The 17,859-nt window shown below is 63.0% G+C and carries 11 protein-coding genes and 1 tRNA gene; 6 read left to right on the top strand and 6 right to left on the bottom strand.

Annotated elements, in window-relative coordinates:
• The first annotated feature begins 14 nt into the window (after nt 1–14).
• A complete protein-coding gene (locus tag KIH81_RS00395; protein ID WP_214303581.1) occupies nt 15–1,262 on the top strand; it encodes a CynX/NimT family MFS transporter in 1,248 nt (415 codons plus the stop codon).
• Nucleotides 1,259–2,146, top strand: coding sequence for an ABC transporter ATP-binding protein (locus KIH81_RS00390; RefSeq protein ID WP_236029021.1), 888 nt, complete (start codon nt 1,259–1,261; stop codon nt 2,144–2,146). Before KIH81_RS00395 ends, KIH81_RS00390 begins: the two co-directional genes overlap by 4 nt.
• Nucleotides 2,147–2,489: 343 nt before the next feature.
• Here KIH81_RS00390 and KIH81_RS00385 read toward each other — a convergent pair whose 3' ends face one another.
• Nucleotides 2,490–2,897 (bottom strand): GNAT family N-acetyltransferase, encoded by a 408-nt coding sequence (locus tag KIH81_RS00385; RefSeq protein ID WP_214303580.1) that lies wholly within the window; start codon nt 2,895–2,897, stop codon nt 2,490–2,492.
• 178 nt (nt 2,898–3,075) lie between these two features.
• Nucleotides 3,076–3,166, bottom strand: a tRNA-Leu gene (locus tag KIH81_RS00380).
• A 335-nt stretch (nt 3,167–3,501) separates the two neighbouring features.
• Between KIH81_RS00380 and aroA the strand changes: the two genes are divergently transcribed.
• Nucleotides 3,502–4,836: a 3-phosphoshikimate 1-carboxyvinyltransferase gene (gene aroA, locus KIH81_RS00375; RefSeq protein WP_214303579.1), complete on the top strand. Its 1,335-nt coding sequence runs from the start codon at nt 3,502–3,504 to the stop codon at nt 4,834–4,836.
• A 242-nt stretch (nt 4,837–5,078) separates the two neighbouring features.
• On the opposite strand, the gene KIH81_RS00370 is transcribed toward aroA, so the two are convergent.
• From KIH81_RS00370 to KIH81_RS00360, 3 genes are all read right to left on the bottom strand, one after another.
• Entirely contained in the window at nt 5,079–6,308 is a 1,230-nt protein-coding gene (locus tag KIH81_RS00370) for an acetate/propionate family kinase (protein WP_214303578.1), read from the bottom strand.
• Between the two features lie 252 nt (nt 6,309–6,560).
• Complete coding sequence (pta, locus tag KIH81_RS00365) at nt 6,561–8,231, bottom strand: phosphate acetyltransferase (RefSeq protein WP_214303577.1); 1,671 nt, start codon at nt 8,229–8,231, stop codon at nt 6,561–6,563.
• Between the two features lie 237 nt (nt 8,232–8,468).
• Nucleotides 8,469–10,946 carry a phosphoketolase gene (locus tag KIH81_RS00360; protein ID WP_214303576.1) on the bottom strand — a complete coding sequence of 826 codons (2,478 nt, stop codon included), beginning with the start codon at nt 10,944–10,946 and terminating at the stop codon, nt 8,469–8,471.
• A 445-nt stretch (nt 10,947–11,391) separates the two neighbouring features.
• On the opposite strand from KIH81_RS00360, the gene guaA reads away from it, so the two are divergent.
• Entirely contained in the window at nt 11,392–12,954 is a 1,563-nt protein-coding gene (gene guaA / locus KIH81_RS00355; protein WP_214303575.1) for a glutamine-hydrolyzing GMP synthase, read from the top strand.
• Nucleotides 12,955–13,458: 504 nt separating this feature from the next.
• Here guaA and KIH81_RS00350 read toward each other — a convergent pair.
• Nucleotides 13,459–13,992 (bottom strand): DUF262 domain-containing protein, encoded by a 534-nt coding sequence (locus tag KIH81_RS00350; RefSeq protein WP_236029064.1) that lies wholly within the window; start codon nt 13,990–13,992, stop codon nt 13,459–13,461.
• 228 nt (nt 13,993–14,220) lie between these two features.
• On the opposite strand from KIH81_RS00350, the gene KIH81_RS00345 reads away from it, so the two are divergent.
• Entirely contained in the window at nt 14,221–15,702 is a 1,482-nt protein-coding gene (locus KIH81_RS00345; RefSeq protein WP_214303573.1) for a DUF1846 domain-containing protein, read from the top strand.
• Nucleotides 15,703–15,834: 132 nt separating this feature from the next.
• The gene (locus KIH81_RS00340; protein WP_214303572.1) at nt 15,835–17,796 is read left to right on the top strand and encodes an acyltransferase family protein; all 1,962 of its coding nucleotides are present in this window, start codon (nt 15,835–15,837) and stop codon (nt 17,794–17,796) included.
• The last annotated feature ends 63 nt before the right edge of the window (nt 17,797–17,859 follow it).

Genomic DNA, 17,859 nt, shown 5'->3' with positions numbered 1-17,859 from the left:
TCTAGTCGATCATCATGGAACAGATAACAGAACGTCATCCCATCCCCTCGTCGGCATCGCGATTCGCCGCATCGATACTGACCGCGCTGGTCTTCGTCGTCGCGCTGAATCTGCGAGCCCCGCTCACATCCGTCGGCCCGCTGCTGCCACGGATAGGGGCGTCCGAACATCTCAACGCGACGATGCAGGGTCTGCTCGGCTCGTTGCCCATCCTCGCGTTCGCCGCCGTCTCCCCGATGGTGCACCGGGCCGCCGGACGCATCGGCATCGAACGCACCGTGCTGGCCGCGATGGTGTTCCTGACGCTCGGCATTGTGATCCGTTCGGCATGCGGCACCATCGGACTGTGGGCCGGCACGCTCGTCATCGGTTGCTCGATCGCGGTGGGCAACGTTCTGGTGCCGGCCATAGTCAAACGCGATTACCCTGGTCACACATCACTTGCCACCGGCATATACTCCGCATGCATGACCGGCATGGCCGCGTTCGCCTCGGCCGTGACATTGCCCCTGTCCGATGCAATCGGGTGGCGGGGCACGCTCGGCATCTGGGCCATTCCCGCCGGAGCCGTCACGTTGCTGTGGCTGTGGCGTTCACGGGCGAATGCGCGAAGGACGACCTCGGCCGCGAAGACCGCCGCCGATGCGCAGCCCCGCAGCCGACAGAGTACGGCATCGGAGACCCGACTCCGTGTCTCCATGTGGAAAAGGCCGGAGGCATGGGCCGTTACCCTGTTCATGGGGCTGCAATCTGTGAACTATTACGTGTGCGTCACCTGGCTGCCCACCATCGAGGTCTCCTTCGGCGTGCCCGCCGACCGGACCGGCTGGCATCTGGCAGTCTTCCAGCTCGTCGGTATCGTCATGGGACTGCTCATCCCCGTGCTGCTGAAGGGCGACAGCCAGGTCGCCGCCGTTGTCGTCGCCAGCGTGCCATTGGCCATCGGCGCGCTCGGACTGGCATTCGCGCCGCGGCTCGATCTGCTGTGGATCATCGTCGCCAGCGTCGGCTCGGGATGCTCTCTGGTCGTGGCACTCTCATTGATCGGATTGAAGACTTCGACCACCGAGGAGACGACGCAACTGTCGGGCATGGCTCAATGCGTCGGATACCTGCTCGCCGCAGTCGGCCCCACGTTGGCCGGAACGATCTACGACATCACCTCGGGATGGCGGACGGTGCTCATCATGCTGGCCATACTAGCCGTCGCACAGACCGCCATCGGCATCATCATCGGACGGAATAAGGAAGCGGGGCGATGACCATGCTCGGCGAAACAACCCACGACGCAATGGTACTAGCCAGGTCGGTGGGCTACTATCGCAATCGGCAGCTGATCCTTGCCGACGTAAACCTCACCATTGCCACCGGCGGACGATGGGTGCTGTTCGGACCGAACGGAGTGGGAAAATCCACACTGCTGGAAATGATCGCGATGCGCACCTACCCCAACGTCGGCGAACTGCGCGTCTTCGGGGACCGGACCGTCGCGGGCTCGGACCCGGAGCGCCGTCGCACCCGCATAGCCATCGTCTCGGCGGCGTTCGGGCACAACATCGGGTCGGAAATGAACCCGCTCACGGTCGTCGCCTCGGGGATTCCACGAGGAACGAAGGATTCGGCCGACGAGGCATACGAGAAGGCGTACGCGATGATGCGCCGGCTCGGCATCGCATATCTGACCGGCAAACAGTGGCGCAACCTGTCCGAAGGCGAACGCACGAGGGTGATGATCTCCCGCGCGCTCGTCTCGCCGGCGGATCTCCTGATCTTCGATGAACCGACCACCGGCCTTGATCTGGGCGGCCGTGAAACGGTGTTGCGAGAACTGTCGGCGCTGGCCTCGCGAGGGGACGAGCGCACGATGCTGCTCGTCACGCATCAGGTGGAGGACATCCCCGCCGGATTCGACCATATCGCGATGATGGGCCGAATGACGGAACACGAGTGCATGACATACCTCGACACGCATCCGCGCATCTACGCCACACTTGACGGCAACACGACACCGGGAACCATCACATTCACCGGACCACTTGACGAAGGACTTACCGACGAACGTCTCGAATCGATGTTCGGCGTCCCGCTACACGTAGAGCGAACCGGGCAGCGGTGGAGGGCCTCGCACCGGCTGCGTTTCGCATGAGCGGACCGAATGAACGCCTCGTCGCCGGCTGCCGCTGCTCCTCAGTCATTGTGTCGCATTCGACCGGGGAGCACCGGCGCCGATGCGGACACGACCGGGACACGGCGACCGCGGAAAACAACGAAGCCGGCAGCAATCAGCGGATGTCGCCGGTTCAAATCCGGCTAGCCCGAAAAACGGCGGAATTCCAAGGGTTTTTGAGCCTTGGAATTCCGCCTTCTGCGTATGGGGGGTACACGCGGGGTACATGGCTGAAGACCATGGTTTCCGAAAATTATGTGCCCGATACGTATGAATGGCTGGGGAGTCCGGTGGTTGGCATGACACGACGCGAAGGGTTGGCTCACCAATCGGGGTTGACGATCTGCATGGCCACGCCGTCGTCCATCACATGGAAGCCGTGTCCCTCGTAGAACGATGCGTTCTTGCTTTCCTCGGGCATGACCTCGATATAGAAGTAGTCGCGGTACTTGTCCTTGAGCATCTCGATCATATGGCCGGCGATGCCATTGCCCTGATATTCCGGGTCGACCAGCACGTAATGCACGTAGGCGAGCATCGAACCGTCATCCAGCGCGCGCACCAGACCGACCAAACGGTCGCCGTCCCACGCGGAGATCACCGTGGACGACCCCATAAGCGCCTGATACAGGCGTTCGGGGTAATTGGCGGACACCCAGCCGACCGAACGAAACAGATCCCTTGCCTGCTCCTTGGTGAAGTGTCGCTCTTCGGTGAACGTAATGGCCATGGTCCTCTCCTTGCTGATTGATGATTCCGGGTCCCAGTCGGACGCTGGCCGGAAAACACTGACAGCATACCCACTCTGCGACCACTATGGGTTTCGGAATGCAAGATATGAACGGCGCGGCAGCCATTCATCGGCGACGGCAAATACGACGAAACCCCGCACGAATGCGGGGTTTCGATGGTGCCCGAGACGGGACTTGAACCCGTACGCCTGTATAAAATAGGCACTAGCACCTCAAGCTAGCGCGTCTACCATTCCGCCACCCGGGCAGGTGTCGTTTAGGACAACGGTTAGGCACTTTATCTGGGATTCGCGCCTGAGTCAAATCGCGCCACTTCATGAGACGATTCATGAGACAATGCAACCCCACCGTCCACGAACCGGAAAATCAAACGGATACGGTAACGGTCTTCCCATGCGGAAAGGGACCCGACCGGTCCCGCGTGTCACTGGCGCTCGGGATCCGTGTTGCGATCTCAGAACTGCCGTGTGTCCGCCTCGTCATAGCCGGGATTGGGACTGTCGTCGGACAGACTAGCTGTCCGGGCCGGGCCGACTTGAGCAAAACACCGTTTCCGCCGGGCAATCCTGATAGATTGGCGGTATGACCGAACAATCGAATCTTTGGCCGGCACCGCTCGCCGGCAAGCCGCTGGACGCCACGGTGACCGTGCCCGGCAGCAAATCGCTCTCGAACCGTTACCTTATCCTCGCCGCGCTTGGCTCCCGACCGGTCACGTTGGTCGGCTTGCTGCGCTCGCGTGACACCGACCTCATGATGGGGGCGCTCGAAGCCTTGGGCGTCCGCTGCGAGGTGGATTCCCAAGTCGATACCACGGTAACGGTGACGCCGCCCGCCAGCGGCCGTTTCCGTGGCAACGTCGACCTGTTCTGCGGCCTGGCCGGCACAGTGATGCGTTTCGTGCCGGGTCTTGCGCTGTTCGCCGACGGTCCGGTCCGTTTCGACGGTGACGAACAGGCCTATGCCCGTCCGATGAAGCCCGTACTGGACGGATTGGAGCAGTTGGGCGCCATCGTGGAGTACCACGGCGAGGTGGGGCGTCTGCCGTTCACCATCACGCCGCCCGCAAGTCTGTCGGAAACCCGAGCCGAGGTGAGCATCGACTCGTCCGGTTCCTCCCAGTTCATCTCCGGACTGCTGCTTATCGGTTCCCGTCTGCCGGGTGGTCTCGTGCTGCGGCACACGGGGGAGAAGACCCCGAGCCTGCCGCACATCTGCATGACTGTGGCCGATGTGACCGGTGCCGGCGGCGCCATCGAGGCCGATGAATCCGCACGCATGTGGACGGTCGAATCACGCGCCCTGCAGCTGCCGGATAAGGTCACGGTCGAACCCGACCTGTCGAACGCTGCGCCGTTCCTGGGCGCGGCCCTCATCGCCGGCGGGACCGTGCGTGTGCCGCATTGGCCGGTGGAGACGACCCAGCCCGGTGGCCTGCTGCCGGGATATCTGGAACACATGGGGGCCAAGGTCTCGTTCCCGGAGATTGATGGCGTGCGCTACTGCGAGGTGACCGGCGACGGCACCGTGCATGGGCTTGGCACGTTCGACCTGACCGCGGCGGGGGAGATCGCGCCTTCACTGGCCGCGATTCTGGTGTTCGCCGATGCGCCAACCGACATGGTGGGTATTGGCCATCTGCGTGGCCATGAGACGAACCGTCTGGCCGCGCTGGTCAATGAAATCACCCGCGTGGGCGGCAAGGCCGAGGAACTGACGGACGGTCTGCGCATCGAACCGGTGCCGGCCGGCGCGCTGCATGGCGCCGACATGGAGACCTACGCCGATCACCGCATGGCGACCTTCGCCGCGATGCTCGGCCTGCGCATCCCCGGTATTCAGGTAATCAACGTGGCCACCACCCGCAAGACCCTGCCTGATTTCGTCGGCATGTGGAACGGCATGCTGGGGGAGTAGCACCGGGTTCTCCGGCTATGGGAGATGCGTGTTGCTGGCTCCCCTCTCTGAGGGGAGCTGTCAGCGAAGCTGACTGAGGGGAGTACTGCGGCACAATGCAATGCGGTGCTCCCCTCAGTCGTCTACGACGACAGCTCCCCTCAGAGAGGGGAGCCAGCAACCACCAAATACGCAAGGAGGGTTGTGACAATCATGGTGATTGTCACAACCCTCCTTATCGTGAATGAATCAGTGATTCAGATTCACTTGGCGAACTTGTTGCCGTAGGTGTCCTCGCCGGCTTCCGCGATGGCGGCGGACTTGCGGGCGATGGCCAGCTCCTCGTTGGTCGGGATCACGGCGATGATCACGGAGGAGTCCGGGGTGGAGATGATGCGCGGCTCCTTGGAACGCTTGGCGTTCTTCTCCTCGTCCAGCTTGACACCGAACGGAGCGAGCTTATCGCACACCATCTTGCGCACGATGTCGTCGTTCTCGCCCACACCGGCGGTGAAGGTGATCACGTCGCAGCCGCCCATCTGGTAGGTGTAGTTGCCGATGTAGCTCACGATGCGGTGCACGTAGACATCCAGGGCCAGCTTGGCGTCCTCGTTGCCCTCGGCCACCAGGCGGTGGACCTCGCGCAGATCGCCGAAGCCGGTCATACCGGTCATACCGGAGCGCTTGTTGAACAGGGCATCCAGCTCGTCCACGTTCATGTGGGCGTTGCGGATCAGGTGGAAGACCACGGCCGGGTCGATGTCGCCCGTACGGCCGCCCATGACCAGACCCTCAAGCGGGGTCAGACCCATGGAGGTCTCGACCGGCTTGCCGGAGACCTCGGCGGAGGCGGAAGCGCCGTTGCCGATGTGCAGGACGATCTGCTTGAGGCCCTCGGCCGGCTTGCCGACGACTTCCGGCACCACGGAGGAGATGAACTCGTGGGAGGTGCCGTGGGCGCCGTAGCGGCGGATGTGGTACTGCTCGGCGATCTCCTTGTTCAGCGCGTAGGTGCTGGCGGCCTTCGGCAGCTGGAAGAAGAAGGAGGAGTCGAAGACGAAGATCTGCGGCACGTCCGGCAGCAGGGCGCGCATGACCTCGGCGCCCTTGGCCTCCGGACCGTTGTGCAACGGGGCGAGGACGGCCAGATCCTTGACGGCGTTGATGGTCTTGTCGTTGACCAGGGCCGGCTTCGGGAAGAGGGAGCCGCCCTGCACCACGCGGTGGCCGACGGCCACGATGCCCGCATCGGACAGCTTCGGGCCGTACTCCTCGAAGAAGCCGAGCACGCGCTTCAGACCCTGCTCGTGGTCGTGAATCGGCTCCTCGAGCTCATGCTTCTCGCCGTTGTACTCGTGCTTGTAGTGGCCGTCGATCGGCTCGCCGATCTTCTCCACTAGGCCGGAAGCGAGGCCTTCGCCGGATTCGAGGTCCACCAGCTGGTACTTGATCGAGCTGGAGCCGGAATTGATGACAAGGACGGTTTTCGCCATTGTGGGCATCCTCCATTGTGATATGTTGAGTCCCGCCGAACGAAGCGGGTTACCGTTGATTAGATTACTCGTTGCTTGCTACAAAACACATTTATGCTGCGGTCACGATGAGACGCCGCTCGTACTTGGCTCCCTTCGCTGAGGGGAGCTGTCGGCGTAAGACGACTGAGGGGAGCCGCAATGATATGCGAGACTCCCCTTAAGTCACTTCCTGACAGCTCCGCTCAGCGAAGGGAGCCAAGTTAGGACGGTCTACTGCGCCTCGATGGCGGTCAGGGCGATCGTGTTGATGATGTCCTGCACCAGGGCGCCGCGGGACAGGTCGTTCACCGGCTTGTTGAGGCCCTGCAGCACCGGGCCGATGGCGAGGGCGCCGGAGGAGCGCTGCACGGCCTTGTAGGCGATGTTGCCGGCGCACAGATCCGGGAAAACGAACACGTTGACGTGTCCGGCCACGTCGTTGCCCTTGGCCTTGGTGGCGGCCACGGTGGGGGACCAGGCGGCGTCGAACTGGATGGAGCCGACCACCGGCAGATCCGGGGCCTTCTCCTTGAGGAGCTTCGTCGCCTCCTCGACCACGTCCACATCCGGGCCCTTGCCGGAGCCGAGGGTGGAGTACGAGAGCATGCCGACCTTCGGGTCGATGCCGAACGCGCGGGCGGTCTCGGCGGACTGCAGGGCGATTTCGGAGAGCTGCTCGGCGTCCGGGTTGAGGTTGATGGCGCAGTCGGCGAACACGGCCACATGGTCCTTGAAGCACATGAGGAACGCGCCGGAGACCAGCTTCTGGCCGGGCTTTGTCTTGATGACCTGCAGGGCCGGGCGTACGGTGTTGGCGGTGGAGTTCACGGAACCGGAGACCAGACCGTCGGCGTAGCCGAGCACCACGAGCATGGTGCCGAAGTAGCTGGCGTCCGCGAGCTGCTTGCGGGCCTGCTCCTCGGTCATGCCCTTCTTGGCGCGCAGCTCGCACAGCTTGGCCACCATGGGCTTGAGGATGTTCTCGTCGTCCATGGACTGGAAGCGGGCGCGTTCCAGGTAGTTGAGGCCGAGCTCCTTGCCGCGGGCCAGGATGGCGTCCTTGTTGCCCACGATGATGAGGTTCACGATTTCGCGCTCGAGCAGGTAGTCGGCCGCCTTGATGATGCGGTCCTCCTCGCCCTCGGGCAGCACGATGGTCTTCTTGTTGCTCTTGGCCTTGCCGAGCAGGCCGAACTGGAAGGCGTACGGGGTGATGGGGGCCTCGATGTCCACGTTGAGGGCGGCGAGCACCTCCTCGGTGGGGGCGTTCTTGCGGAAGGTCTCCAGGGCGAGTTCCTTGGTGGATTCGTCGGTGAAGGGCACCTGCGGCAGCGTCCAGACGGGCAGGCCGTACTTGGCCAGCGTCTCCTTGACGGATACGGCGTGACGCGGCTCGCAGCCGGTCACGAAGATGCCGAGCACCTTGTTGCCGGCCGCTTCCATGCCTTCGATGGACAGCTTGACGGTCTCGTCCAGCTCATGCGGCCAACGGTCGATGGTGCAGACGGCCAGGAACACACCGGCCTGCAGATCGGCGGCCACGTTGGCGTTGAACTCGTAGCTGGTCGGATCGTTCACGTGGGACTTGTCGGTGCCCACGATCAGTGCGGCGTCCGCTCGGGCCACGTCCATCGCGTCGTTGAACGCGCCGATGATGTCGCCGCGCGCGGTGTCCTTGTCCTGACGCACCTTGTGCACGTCGAGGCCGGTGGACAGGGCCACGCCGAGGCCCGAGTTCGAGGCGGACAGCAGGACGGGCGTGAAGTCGTCGTGGTTGGACACGGCCGGACGGAACACGATGGTCTTGTACTTCGAGGTCAGTGCGTTGAGCACGCCGTAGGCCACGACGTTGCGGCCATTGGCGCCTTCGGGACTTGCGATGTATACGCGGGTAACGGTCACTTTGGTCTGTCTCCTTTGATGATCAACAATGATTGGGACCACACATCATTGTACTTGCCCTTGTTATCGATCACGTCCAAGACACCGGGGCGTTTGCTGATGGAACGTCAGGGCCGTGATGGCGGAGACAGGGGAGAGCGGCGGCCATGGGGAAGCGCCCGTACGTATACGAAAAGGGCTCGGGACGAATCCCGAGCCCTTTCCTAAGCCGTTAGGCTAAACCGTGGAGTGGCTAAATCACTCGTTGTCGCCAGCGGTGGCGGCGGTGGCGGTGACGGCACCCTTCTCAGCGGTGTTCAGACCGGAGTACACCCAGTCGGTGTAGTCCGGGTGATCGTAGCCGTTGTTGACGGCGAACTGGAAGGCTTCCTGGCGGAAGGCCTCGAGCTCGTTGATCTTGTCGGCGTACTTGTCGGCGTCGATCATGCGCAGGGCCTCGGCGGTCAGCTCGTAACGATCGATCTCGTTCACGCGAACCATGTCGTACGGGGTGGTGGTGGAGCCCTCCTCCTCGTAGCCGTGGACGTTGAAGTTGTCGTGGTTCGGGCGATCGTAGATCAGGCCGCGCACGTCGTGAGCGTAGGAGTGGTACGCGAACAGCACCGGCTTGTCGGCGGTGAAGATGTCGGCGAACTCCTCGTCGGACAGGGCCTCGTCGTTCTCCTTGGCGGACTGCAGAGCGAGCAGGTCAACCACGTTGACGACCTTGAACTTGATGCCCATGGCCTTCAGCTTGTCGGAAGCGGCCATGATCTCCTGGGTCGGGACATCGCCGGCGGCGGCAAGCACGATCTCGGCCTCATCGTTGGACTTCGCGGTGGAGGCCCAATCCCAAGCGGCGGCACCCTTCTCGAGCTCGGCGCGAGCCTCGTCCAGGGACAGCCAGGTGGCGGCCGGCTGCTTGCCGGCGATGATGGCGTTGATCTTGTTGGTGGACTTGTAGCACTTCTCGGCGATGGCCAGCAGCATGTTCGCATCGGTGGCGAAGTAGATGCCGATGACGTGATCGTTGTGGAAGCACTTGTTCAGCAGCAGGGAGGTGACACCCGGATCCTGGTGGGAGAAGCCGTTGTGGTCCTGACGCCAGACGTGGGAGGAGACCAGCAGGTTCATGGAGGCGATCGGCTTGCGCCACGGAATCTCGCGGACGGTAGCCTCAAGCCACTTGGCGTGCTGGTTCAGCATGGAGTCGATCACGTGGACGAAGGACTCGTAGGAGCTCCAGATGCCGTGACGACCGGTCAGCAGGTAGCCCTCGAGGAAGCCTTCCATCTGGTGCTCGGACAGCTGCTCAACGACCTGGCCGGAGACGTGCATGTGCTCGTCGACCTCGTCGGAGATGTAGCCGGCATCCCACTGCTTGTTGGTGACCTCGTAGGAAGCCTGCAGACGGTTGGAAGCGGTCTCATCCGGTCCGAAGATGCGGAAGTCGTGCATGTTGTTCTTGATGATGTCGCGGGTGTAGACACCGAGACGACGGGTGGCCTCGAGCTGGCCCCAGCCGTGGCCGTACTTCTCGACTTCCTTGACGGCGTAGTCCTCGAGGTTCGGCAGCTTCAGGTCGTCGCGGATCAGACCACCGTTGGCGTTCGGGTTGGCACCGATACGCAGCTCACCGGTCGGCATGAAGGCGGTGACGTCGGCCTTGACGGCGCCGTTCTCGTCGAACAGCTCCTCCGGCTTGTAGGACTCCAGCCAGTTCTTCAGGACCTCGAAGTGGGCCTCGGTATCGCGGGCGGAAGCCAGCGGCACCTGGTGAGAACGCCAGGAGCCCTCGGTCTTCTTGCCGTCGATGTACTTCGGGCAGGTCCAGCCCTTCGGGGTGCGGAAGATCAGCATCGGGTAGAACGGACGGTGGACGTTGTCCGTCTGAGCGGTGGCCTTGATGTCGCAGATCTCGTCCCAGATGGTCTCCCACAGCTCGGCGAAGCGACGGTGGATGGACATGTGGTCCTCATCGTCGAAGCCGGCGACGAACTCGTACGGCTCGTAGCCCATGCCGTGGAAGAACTCGTGCAGCTCTTCGTCGGAGATGCGGGACAGGATGGTCGGGTTGGCGATCTTGTAGCCGTTGAGGTGCAGGATCGGCAGCACGATACCATCGGTGCGCGGGTTCACGAGCTTGTTGGACTGCCAACCGGTGGCCAGCGGGCCGGTCTCGGCCTCGCCATCACCGACGATGGCCGGCACGAACAGGGACGGGTTGTCCATGATGGCGCCGTAGGCGTGGGACAGGGCGTAACCCAGCTCGCCACCCTCGTGGATGGAGCCCGGGGTCTCCGGAGCGAAGTGGGACGGGATGCCGCCCGGGTAGGAGAACTGACGGAAGAACTTCTGCAGACCAGCCTCGTCCTTGGTGATCTTCGGGAAGGTCTCGGTGTAGGTGCCGTCCAGGTAGGACTGGGAGGTACCGGCCGGGCCGCCGTGGCCCGGGCCCATGATGATCACGGTGTTCTGGCCGTGGTCGGCGATGAAGCGGTTGATGTGGCCGATGAGGAAGTTCAGGCCCGGGGTGGTTCCCCAGTGACCCACCAGGCGGTGCTTCACATCTTCGCGGGTGAAGGGCTCCTTCATCAGCGGGTTGCTGCGCAGATAAATCTGGCCGATGGAAAGGTAGTTGGCGGCGCGCCAGTACTTGTCAACGCCTTCGAGGGCTTCCTCGGAAACCGGAGCGTTGAGCTTCTTCCAAGGGGTGCCAATAACAGGACTCGTCATGTGTACTCCTGTACTCCTGCACGTATCCGTGCGATTGATTATTTCTGTTCGGTCACGGGCCCTGATTCCTTGCGGTATCAAGGCTTTCCGTTCCCAATCACTCGTCATGGTACGAGGACAACACGACTTTTGAACGATTTCTTGCGGGTGTGTTCGAAAATGTTATGGAAATAGCACTATTTGTGCGGTTTGCCGGTTTGATTGTCACAATCGATTTTTCCTGCGAGGAACCTGAAAATGGCGGAAAATAGCGCCAAAACAGGATTGACTCCGGGAGTGTCGCGTTCGATTTAACGAAGTTAATACCGGCGTGTTGTTGCTTACGCGCCTGTAGTTTGTGCGTATTCCGAACATGCCCCGCGCGTGTCGGTCTTGTCTGCTTGACCGGTGATAATCGGTGTGTTGCAACCCACGTAAAATCCCAATGAACGTTAGGGGAATATCAATGGCAAACGGTCCTGTGCTCGTCGTCGACTTCGGCGCCCAGTATGCCCAGCTCATCGCCCGCCGCGTGCGTGAGGCCGGCGTGTACTCGGAGTTGGTGCCGCACTCCATGCCGATCGACGAGATCCTGGCCAAGGATCCGAAGGCGATCATCCTTTCCGGCGGCCCGGCCTCCGTGTTCGAGCCCGGCGCGCCCTCCATAGATACTAAGGTGTTCGAGGCCGGCGTCCCGGTGCTCGGCATCTGCTACGGCTTCCAGGTCATGGCCTACGAACTCGGCGGCAAGGTGGACAAGGCCGCCCTGGGCGAATACGGAAAGACCTCCGCGGTGGTGGACGAGGCCGAGGGCATCCTCGCCGGATCCCCGGCCGAGCAGACCACGTGGATGAGCCACGGCGTGGCCGTCGAGCAGGCTCCGGCCGGCTTCGAGGTGCTCGCCCACACCGAAGGCGCCCCGGTGGCCGCCATGGCGGACGAATCCCGCAAGCTCTACGGCGTGCAGTGGCACCCCGAGGTCAAGCACTCCCCGCTCGGCCAGCAGCTCATCGAGAACTTCCTGCACCGTTGCGCCGCTCTGCCCAACGACTGGAACGCCTCGAACATCATCGAGACCGAGGTCAAGAAGATCCGCGAGAAGGTCGGCGACGCCGAGGTGATCTGCGGCCTGTCCGGCGGCGTGGACTCCGCCGTGGCCGCCGCCCTCGTGCACAAGGCCATCGGCGACCAGCTCACCTGCGTGTTCGTGGACCACGGCCTGCTGCGCAAGGGCGAGGTCGAGCAGGTCAAGCACGACTTCGTGGCCGCCACCGGTATCAAGCTCATCACCGTGGACGCGGCCGACGACTTCCTGACCGCCCTGAAGGGCGTCTCCGAGCCGGAGCGCAAGCGCAAGATCATCGGCGAGAAGTTCATCCGCACCTTCGAGAAGGCCCAGCAGCAGGTGCTCGAAGAGGCCGGCGCCCGCGGCAAGGAAGTCAAGTTCCTCGTGCAGGGCACCCTCTACCCGGACGTCGTCGAGTCCGGCGGCGGCGACGGTGCGGCCAACATCAAGTCCCACCACAACGTGGGCGGCCTGCCCAAGGACATCAAGTTCCAGCTCATCGAGCCGCTGCGCACCCTGTTCAAGGACGAGGTGCGCGCCATCGGCACCGAGCTCGGCCTGCCCGACGAGATCGTCTGGCGCCAGCCGTTCCCCGGTCCGGGCCTGGGCATCCGCATCATCGGCGAGATCACCAAGGAACGCCTCGACCTGCTGCGCGAGGCCGACGCCATCGCCCGTGAGGAGCTTTCCAAGGCCGGCCTCGACCGCGACATCTGGCAGTGCCCCGTCGTGCTCCTCGCCGACGTCCACTCGGTCGGCGTCCAGGGCGACGAGCGCACCTACGGTTCGCCGATCGTCCTGCGCCCCGTCTCCTCCGAGGACGCCATGACCGCCGACTGGGCTCGCGTCCCCTACGACGTGCTCGCCACCATCTCCACGCGCATCACCAACGAATGCCGACAGATCAACCGCGTGGTGCTGGATTGCACTTCCAAGCCCCCGGCAACCATCGAATGGGAGTAATCGAATGATGGAGCGTCCTCGTCGTTGCTCCTCGGTCGACGTACCTTCGTACGCCTTCCCTCGGTGCGCCTAGAGGACGCACGCATCATTCGATTACTCCGGAGTGGAATCCGGCGATGGAGCGTATACCGCCTTTCCTCAGGCTCGACGTGCCTTCGTACGCCTTCGCCTTCAGACGGCGGTCTCCGCACACATCGCCGAATTTCACTGAGTAATCGAACGATGGAACGTGAGCAAAAAGGGGAAGTCACATGTGTTGTGTGACTTCCCCTTTTTGCATGTCGTGCGGGCGTGCCATGACAGACCCTGATGCGGGAAACATGAGAATGGCCTCAGTGGTTTTGTGCTTTGACATGTAGGCGTTGTTTGGCTGACATACGTCGTGTATGGTCCTACGTGCCACTGTGGCTGTGAATTGCATGAATTTAGGCTACAGGGGCAAGCCTTTATTTTGGGTGGAATCGTTTGATTAGGAGAAAATGGCGGAATCATGCGGTTTTCAGCTTATCGGTGCATGCCCCGACAGGCTGATTTGGTGCCTGAATCGGTTATAGTGGCACGGTTTTGTGCCACGCAAGCAACCCTAACGGCATAATTGACAGTGACGTTCGATTCCTCGTCCAGTTTGCCGGCCTCCTCTTGCTTGAGATTCATGATTTTTGCAAGAGCGGCCTGATCACCTTTTACGAGTTTGAGCTTGAGTTTACTGTCATCCCGTGCATATCGATCGATGAGATATTCATCTTCGATGAACTCTGCGAGCCTGTCGTTCATGCCAATTGGTATCGCTCCGCATCGCATCTGTCGCAGTAACGCAGCCAGCAGAAGATAAACGGTGGTGATTCGCTGTTGCCCGTCAATGATGATTTTTGTGTCGCCGTCCGTCTGAGAGACGATGCTGCCGAAAAAGTGCGACTCGCGTTCCCGTTTCGCCACATCCTCAAGATCGTCGAACAAACGTTCGCACTGCTCTCGTTTCCAGTCATAATTGCGCTGGTATACGGGAATCACGAAACGGGTCCTCGTTCCCTGGAGCATTTTCGTCAGTTTGAGTGCCTCTCCGCGCATTCGGTCACATCCCTATGTCGTCTCAGGGGGATTCTTTCGACTTGCCAACCCGAACGTAGCTGACGCATCTAACTCAAAACTCCCGTACCGCTGTCAGAATCCAGTGTATGTTCCGGCGAACCCGCCACAAGCGGCAGCCCATGTTTTCCGGTATAATTCTTTAGTTTTACGACGACGTTCGGAAAGGGATGCCGACCCATGCGACAGGGATTCGACAACGATAAGTACATCGCTCTGCAGGCCGACAACATCAGGAAGCGCATCGCCCAATTCGGTGGCAAGCTGTATCTGGAATTCGGCGGCAAGCTCTTCGACGACTACCACGCCTCCCGCGTATTGCCCGGCTTCGCGCCGGATGTCAAGTTCCGCATGCTCGAAAGCATGAAGGCGGACGTGGAGATCGTCATCGCCATCAACGCCAACCACATCCAGCAGGGCAAGACCCGCGGCGACCTCGGCATCCCCTACGACGAGGACGTGCTGCGGCTCATCGACATCTTCCGCTCCCGCGGCTTCCTCGCGAAGTCCGTGGTGCTCACCCAGTACGCCGGACAGCCGGCCGCCGACGCCTACCGTCACCGCCTCGAACAGCTGGGCGTCACCTGCTACCTGCATTACCCGATCGCCGGCTACCCGCACGACATCGAACGCATCGTCTCCGAGGACGGCTACGGCAGGAACGACTACGTCGAAACCAGCCGCCCGCTCGTCGTGGTCACCGCGCCCGGCCCCGGCTCCGGCAAGCTCGCCACCTGCCTGAGCCAGCTCTACCACGAGCACCGCCGCGGCATCCAGGCCGGATACGCCAAATACGAGACCTTCCCGATCTGGAACCTGCCGCTGAACCACCCGGTCAACATCGCCTACGAGGCCGCCACCGTGGATCTCGACGACGCCAACATCATCGACCCGTTCCACCTCGAGGCGCACGGCGAGACCACCGTCAACTACAACCGCGACGTCGAGGCGTTCCCCGTGCTCAAGGCCATGATGGAACGCATCATGGGCGAAAGCCCCTACCAAAGCCCCACCGACATGGGCGTGAACATGGCCGGCTACGCGATCAGCGACGACGAGGCCTGCCGCGAGGCCGCCAAGCTCGAAATCGTGCGCCGCTACTTCACCGCCTGCGTGAACCTGAAGCGCACCGGCACCGGCGAGGAACAGGTCGAACGCCTGCGTTCCATCATGAAGAAGGCCGGCGTGGACGAGGACCTCTCACCCACACGCGCGGCGGCGCTCGCCAAGGAACAGATGACCGGGGCCCCGGTGGGCGCGATGGTCCTGCCCGACGGCCGTCTCGTCACCGGCAAGACCGGCGTGCTGCTCGGCGCGGCCAGCGCCCTGCTCATGAACGCGCTCAAGAAGGTCACCGGCGTGGACGACGATCTGCCGGTGATCGATGACGCCGCCATCGAACCCATCTGCAAGCTCAAGACCGAGCATCTCAACAGCGCCAACCGACGTCTGCATTCCGACGAGACGCTCATCGCCCTGTCCATCACCAGCGCAACCAGCCCGCTGGCCGCCCGCGTGATCGCAGGTCTCGAACAGCTGCGCGGCGCCGACGCCTTCTTCTCCGTGATCATCTCCTCCACGGACGAGGCCCTGTACCGCAAGCTCGGCATCAACGTGTGCTGCGAACCCAAGTACGAGCGCGTGAGCCTGTACCACAAGTAAGGCCCGCCACGCTCCAACCGGCCGGTGCCTCTCCCGCGCGGGACACGGCACCGGTTTCTGGTCCGAAGTGTCGCCGTCTGTTGCTGTAATACCAAGCGAGAAACGAGTGGTACGAGAGCAAGAGAAGTGACAGTGGCAACAACGGCGCGCAGACAGTTCGGCGGGCATTACATAGGACTGGATGGTATCAAGGGACTGGCGCTCATCGCCATCGTGCTGTATCACTGCATGCAGCAGGCGTTGCCGGGCGGATTCTACGGCGTGGACGTGTTCTTCACCGTCTCCGGATTCCTCATCGGCGTGAGCCTGTTCCGTTCGCTGGCCCGCAGCGGCTCGCTGAACCTCGCCCGGTACATCCCCAAACGCGCCGTGCGCCTCTATCCGGCGTTGTTCCTGCTCATCCCGGTCATCGTCTCGGCCGGATGGCTGTTCGACCATGACCTTCTGGTCGGCGTGCGGGACCAGATCATCACCGTGCTGCTCGGCTGCTATAACTGGTACGCCATCGCAGGGGGCCAAAGCTACTTCGATCAGATGAACCCTCAGGTGTTCCGCCACCTATGGTTCATCGGCGTGCTCATGCAGTTCTACGTGGTGGTGCCCCTGCTCGCATGGGTCATGTGGAAGATCCGCCGCAGCCATCTCGCCGCACTCATCCCGCTGGCCCTGGCGGCCGGCAGCGGCTACGGCATGTGGGCCCTATACCGTCCCGGCGGCGACCCCACCCGCGTCTACTTCGGCACCGACACCCACGGCCTCGGCCTGATGCTCGGTCTGGCCCTGGCCTGGTGGGTCACCGCGTCCGAACGCAACCACCCCCGTCCCAAGCCCGTGCCCCGTTCGGTCCGGTCCGCCCGACCCGATGGGGGAGCGGTTCCGGTTCCGCCGGTGCCCATGCCCGTATCCGTGCCGCTGCCGGACGACGTCACCCAGCAGCCGGACACGCTACATGTGCCCGAACCGTTGCGTGTGCGCGTCTGGCGTGCCGTCGCGCCGGTCCTCGCCTTCCTGAGCCTCATCGCCCTGGTGACCATGGCCGTGATCGGCAAGCAGGACGACTTCGCCTTCCGCGGCGGCATCATCATCTCCAGCCTGCTGTCCGTACTGCTCATCGCCGGCACGATCTGCCAGGACTCCTGGATGCAGGATCTCATGGTCTTCCTTCCGCTCAAGGCGCTCGGCACCTACTCCTACGGCATCTATCTGTGGCACTGGCCGCTGTGGCTGCTCGCCCGCGCGCTGGCGCCGAAACTGTTCCCCGTGCCCGGCCCCTGGCCGCTGGCCATGGCGGCCGTGCTCACTGCGGTGGCCGTGACGATTTCGTGGCTCATGGTCGAGAAGCCCGCCGCGTCCCGTTCCGCGCTGTTTGTCATCCTGCCGCTCCGCAAGCCCGGCGCCGCGCACATCATCCGCGCGGTCATCGTGGATGTGCTGCTGGTCGCCTCGGTGTTCGGAGCGGCCCAGGGCGTGGCAAACGCGCCTGCCAAGACCGCCATGCAGATGCAATTGGAGGAGCAGGCGCGCCAGCTGGAGGCGACCCAGAAGAAGGAGCACGTGCTGATCCGCCATCACGTGCCGCAGCCGCCCAAGCCCAAGTTCGCCATGCCCACGGGCGATGAGATCACCGCCATTGGTGACTCGGTGATGCTGGCCTCCTCTGATGGCCTGTCCAGCGTGTTCCCCGGCATCCAGACCGACGCCGAGGTCTCCCGCTCCATCATGGTGGCCCCCGAACTGATCCAGAACGACCTGGCCGCCGGAACGCTGCGCCAGTGGGTGCTGGTGGGTCTGGGCACCAACTCCGCCATCACCGCCGACCAGCTGGACCAGATCCATGACCTGATCGGCCCGGACCGCGTGCTCGTGCTGGTCAACGCGCACGGCGACCGCACATGGATTCCGCCCACCAACCAGGTGCTTGCCGACTACGCCGCCGCGCACCCGGATAACGTGGTGCTGGTGGACTGGGACGACGCCGCGAACGCCAACCCGCAGGTGCTCGGCTCGGACGGCATCCACCCGAGCATAGGCAGCGACATCTACGCCCAGGCCGTCAAGCAGACCCTGAAGCGCTGGACCGGCGAGAGCCGCTGATATCCTCCGCCGACCCGTGCCGGACGCGGCGGGCAACGCAGCGATACCCCCATGGTCTTCAAG

The sequence above is a fragment of the Bifidobacterium miconisargentati genome, assembly GCF_019331675.1.
GTDB classification, from domain to species: Bacteria; Actinomycetota; Actinomycetes; order Actinomycetales; family Bifidobacteriaceae; genus Bifidobacterium; species Bifidobacterium miconisargentati.
Note: the sequence above shows the minus strand (reverse complement) of the source record. Positions and strands in the feature narration are given on the sequence as shown.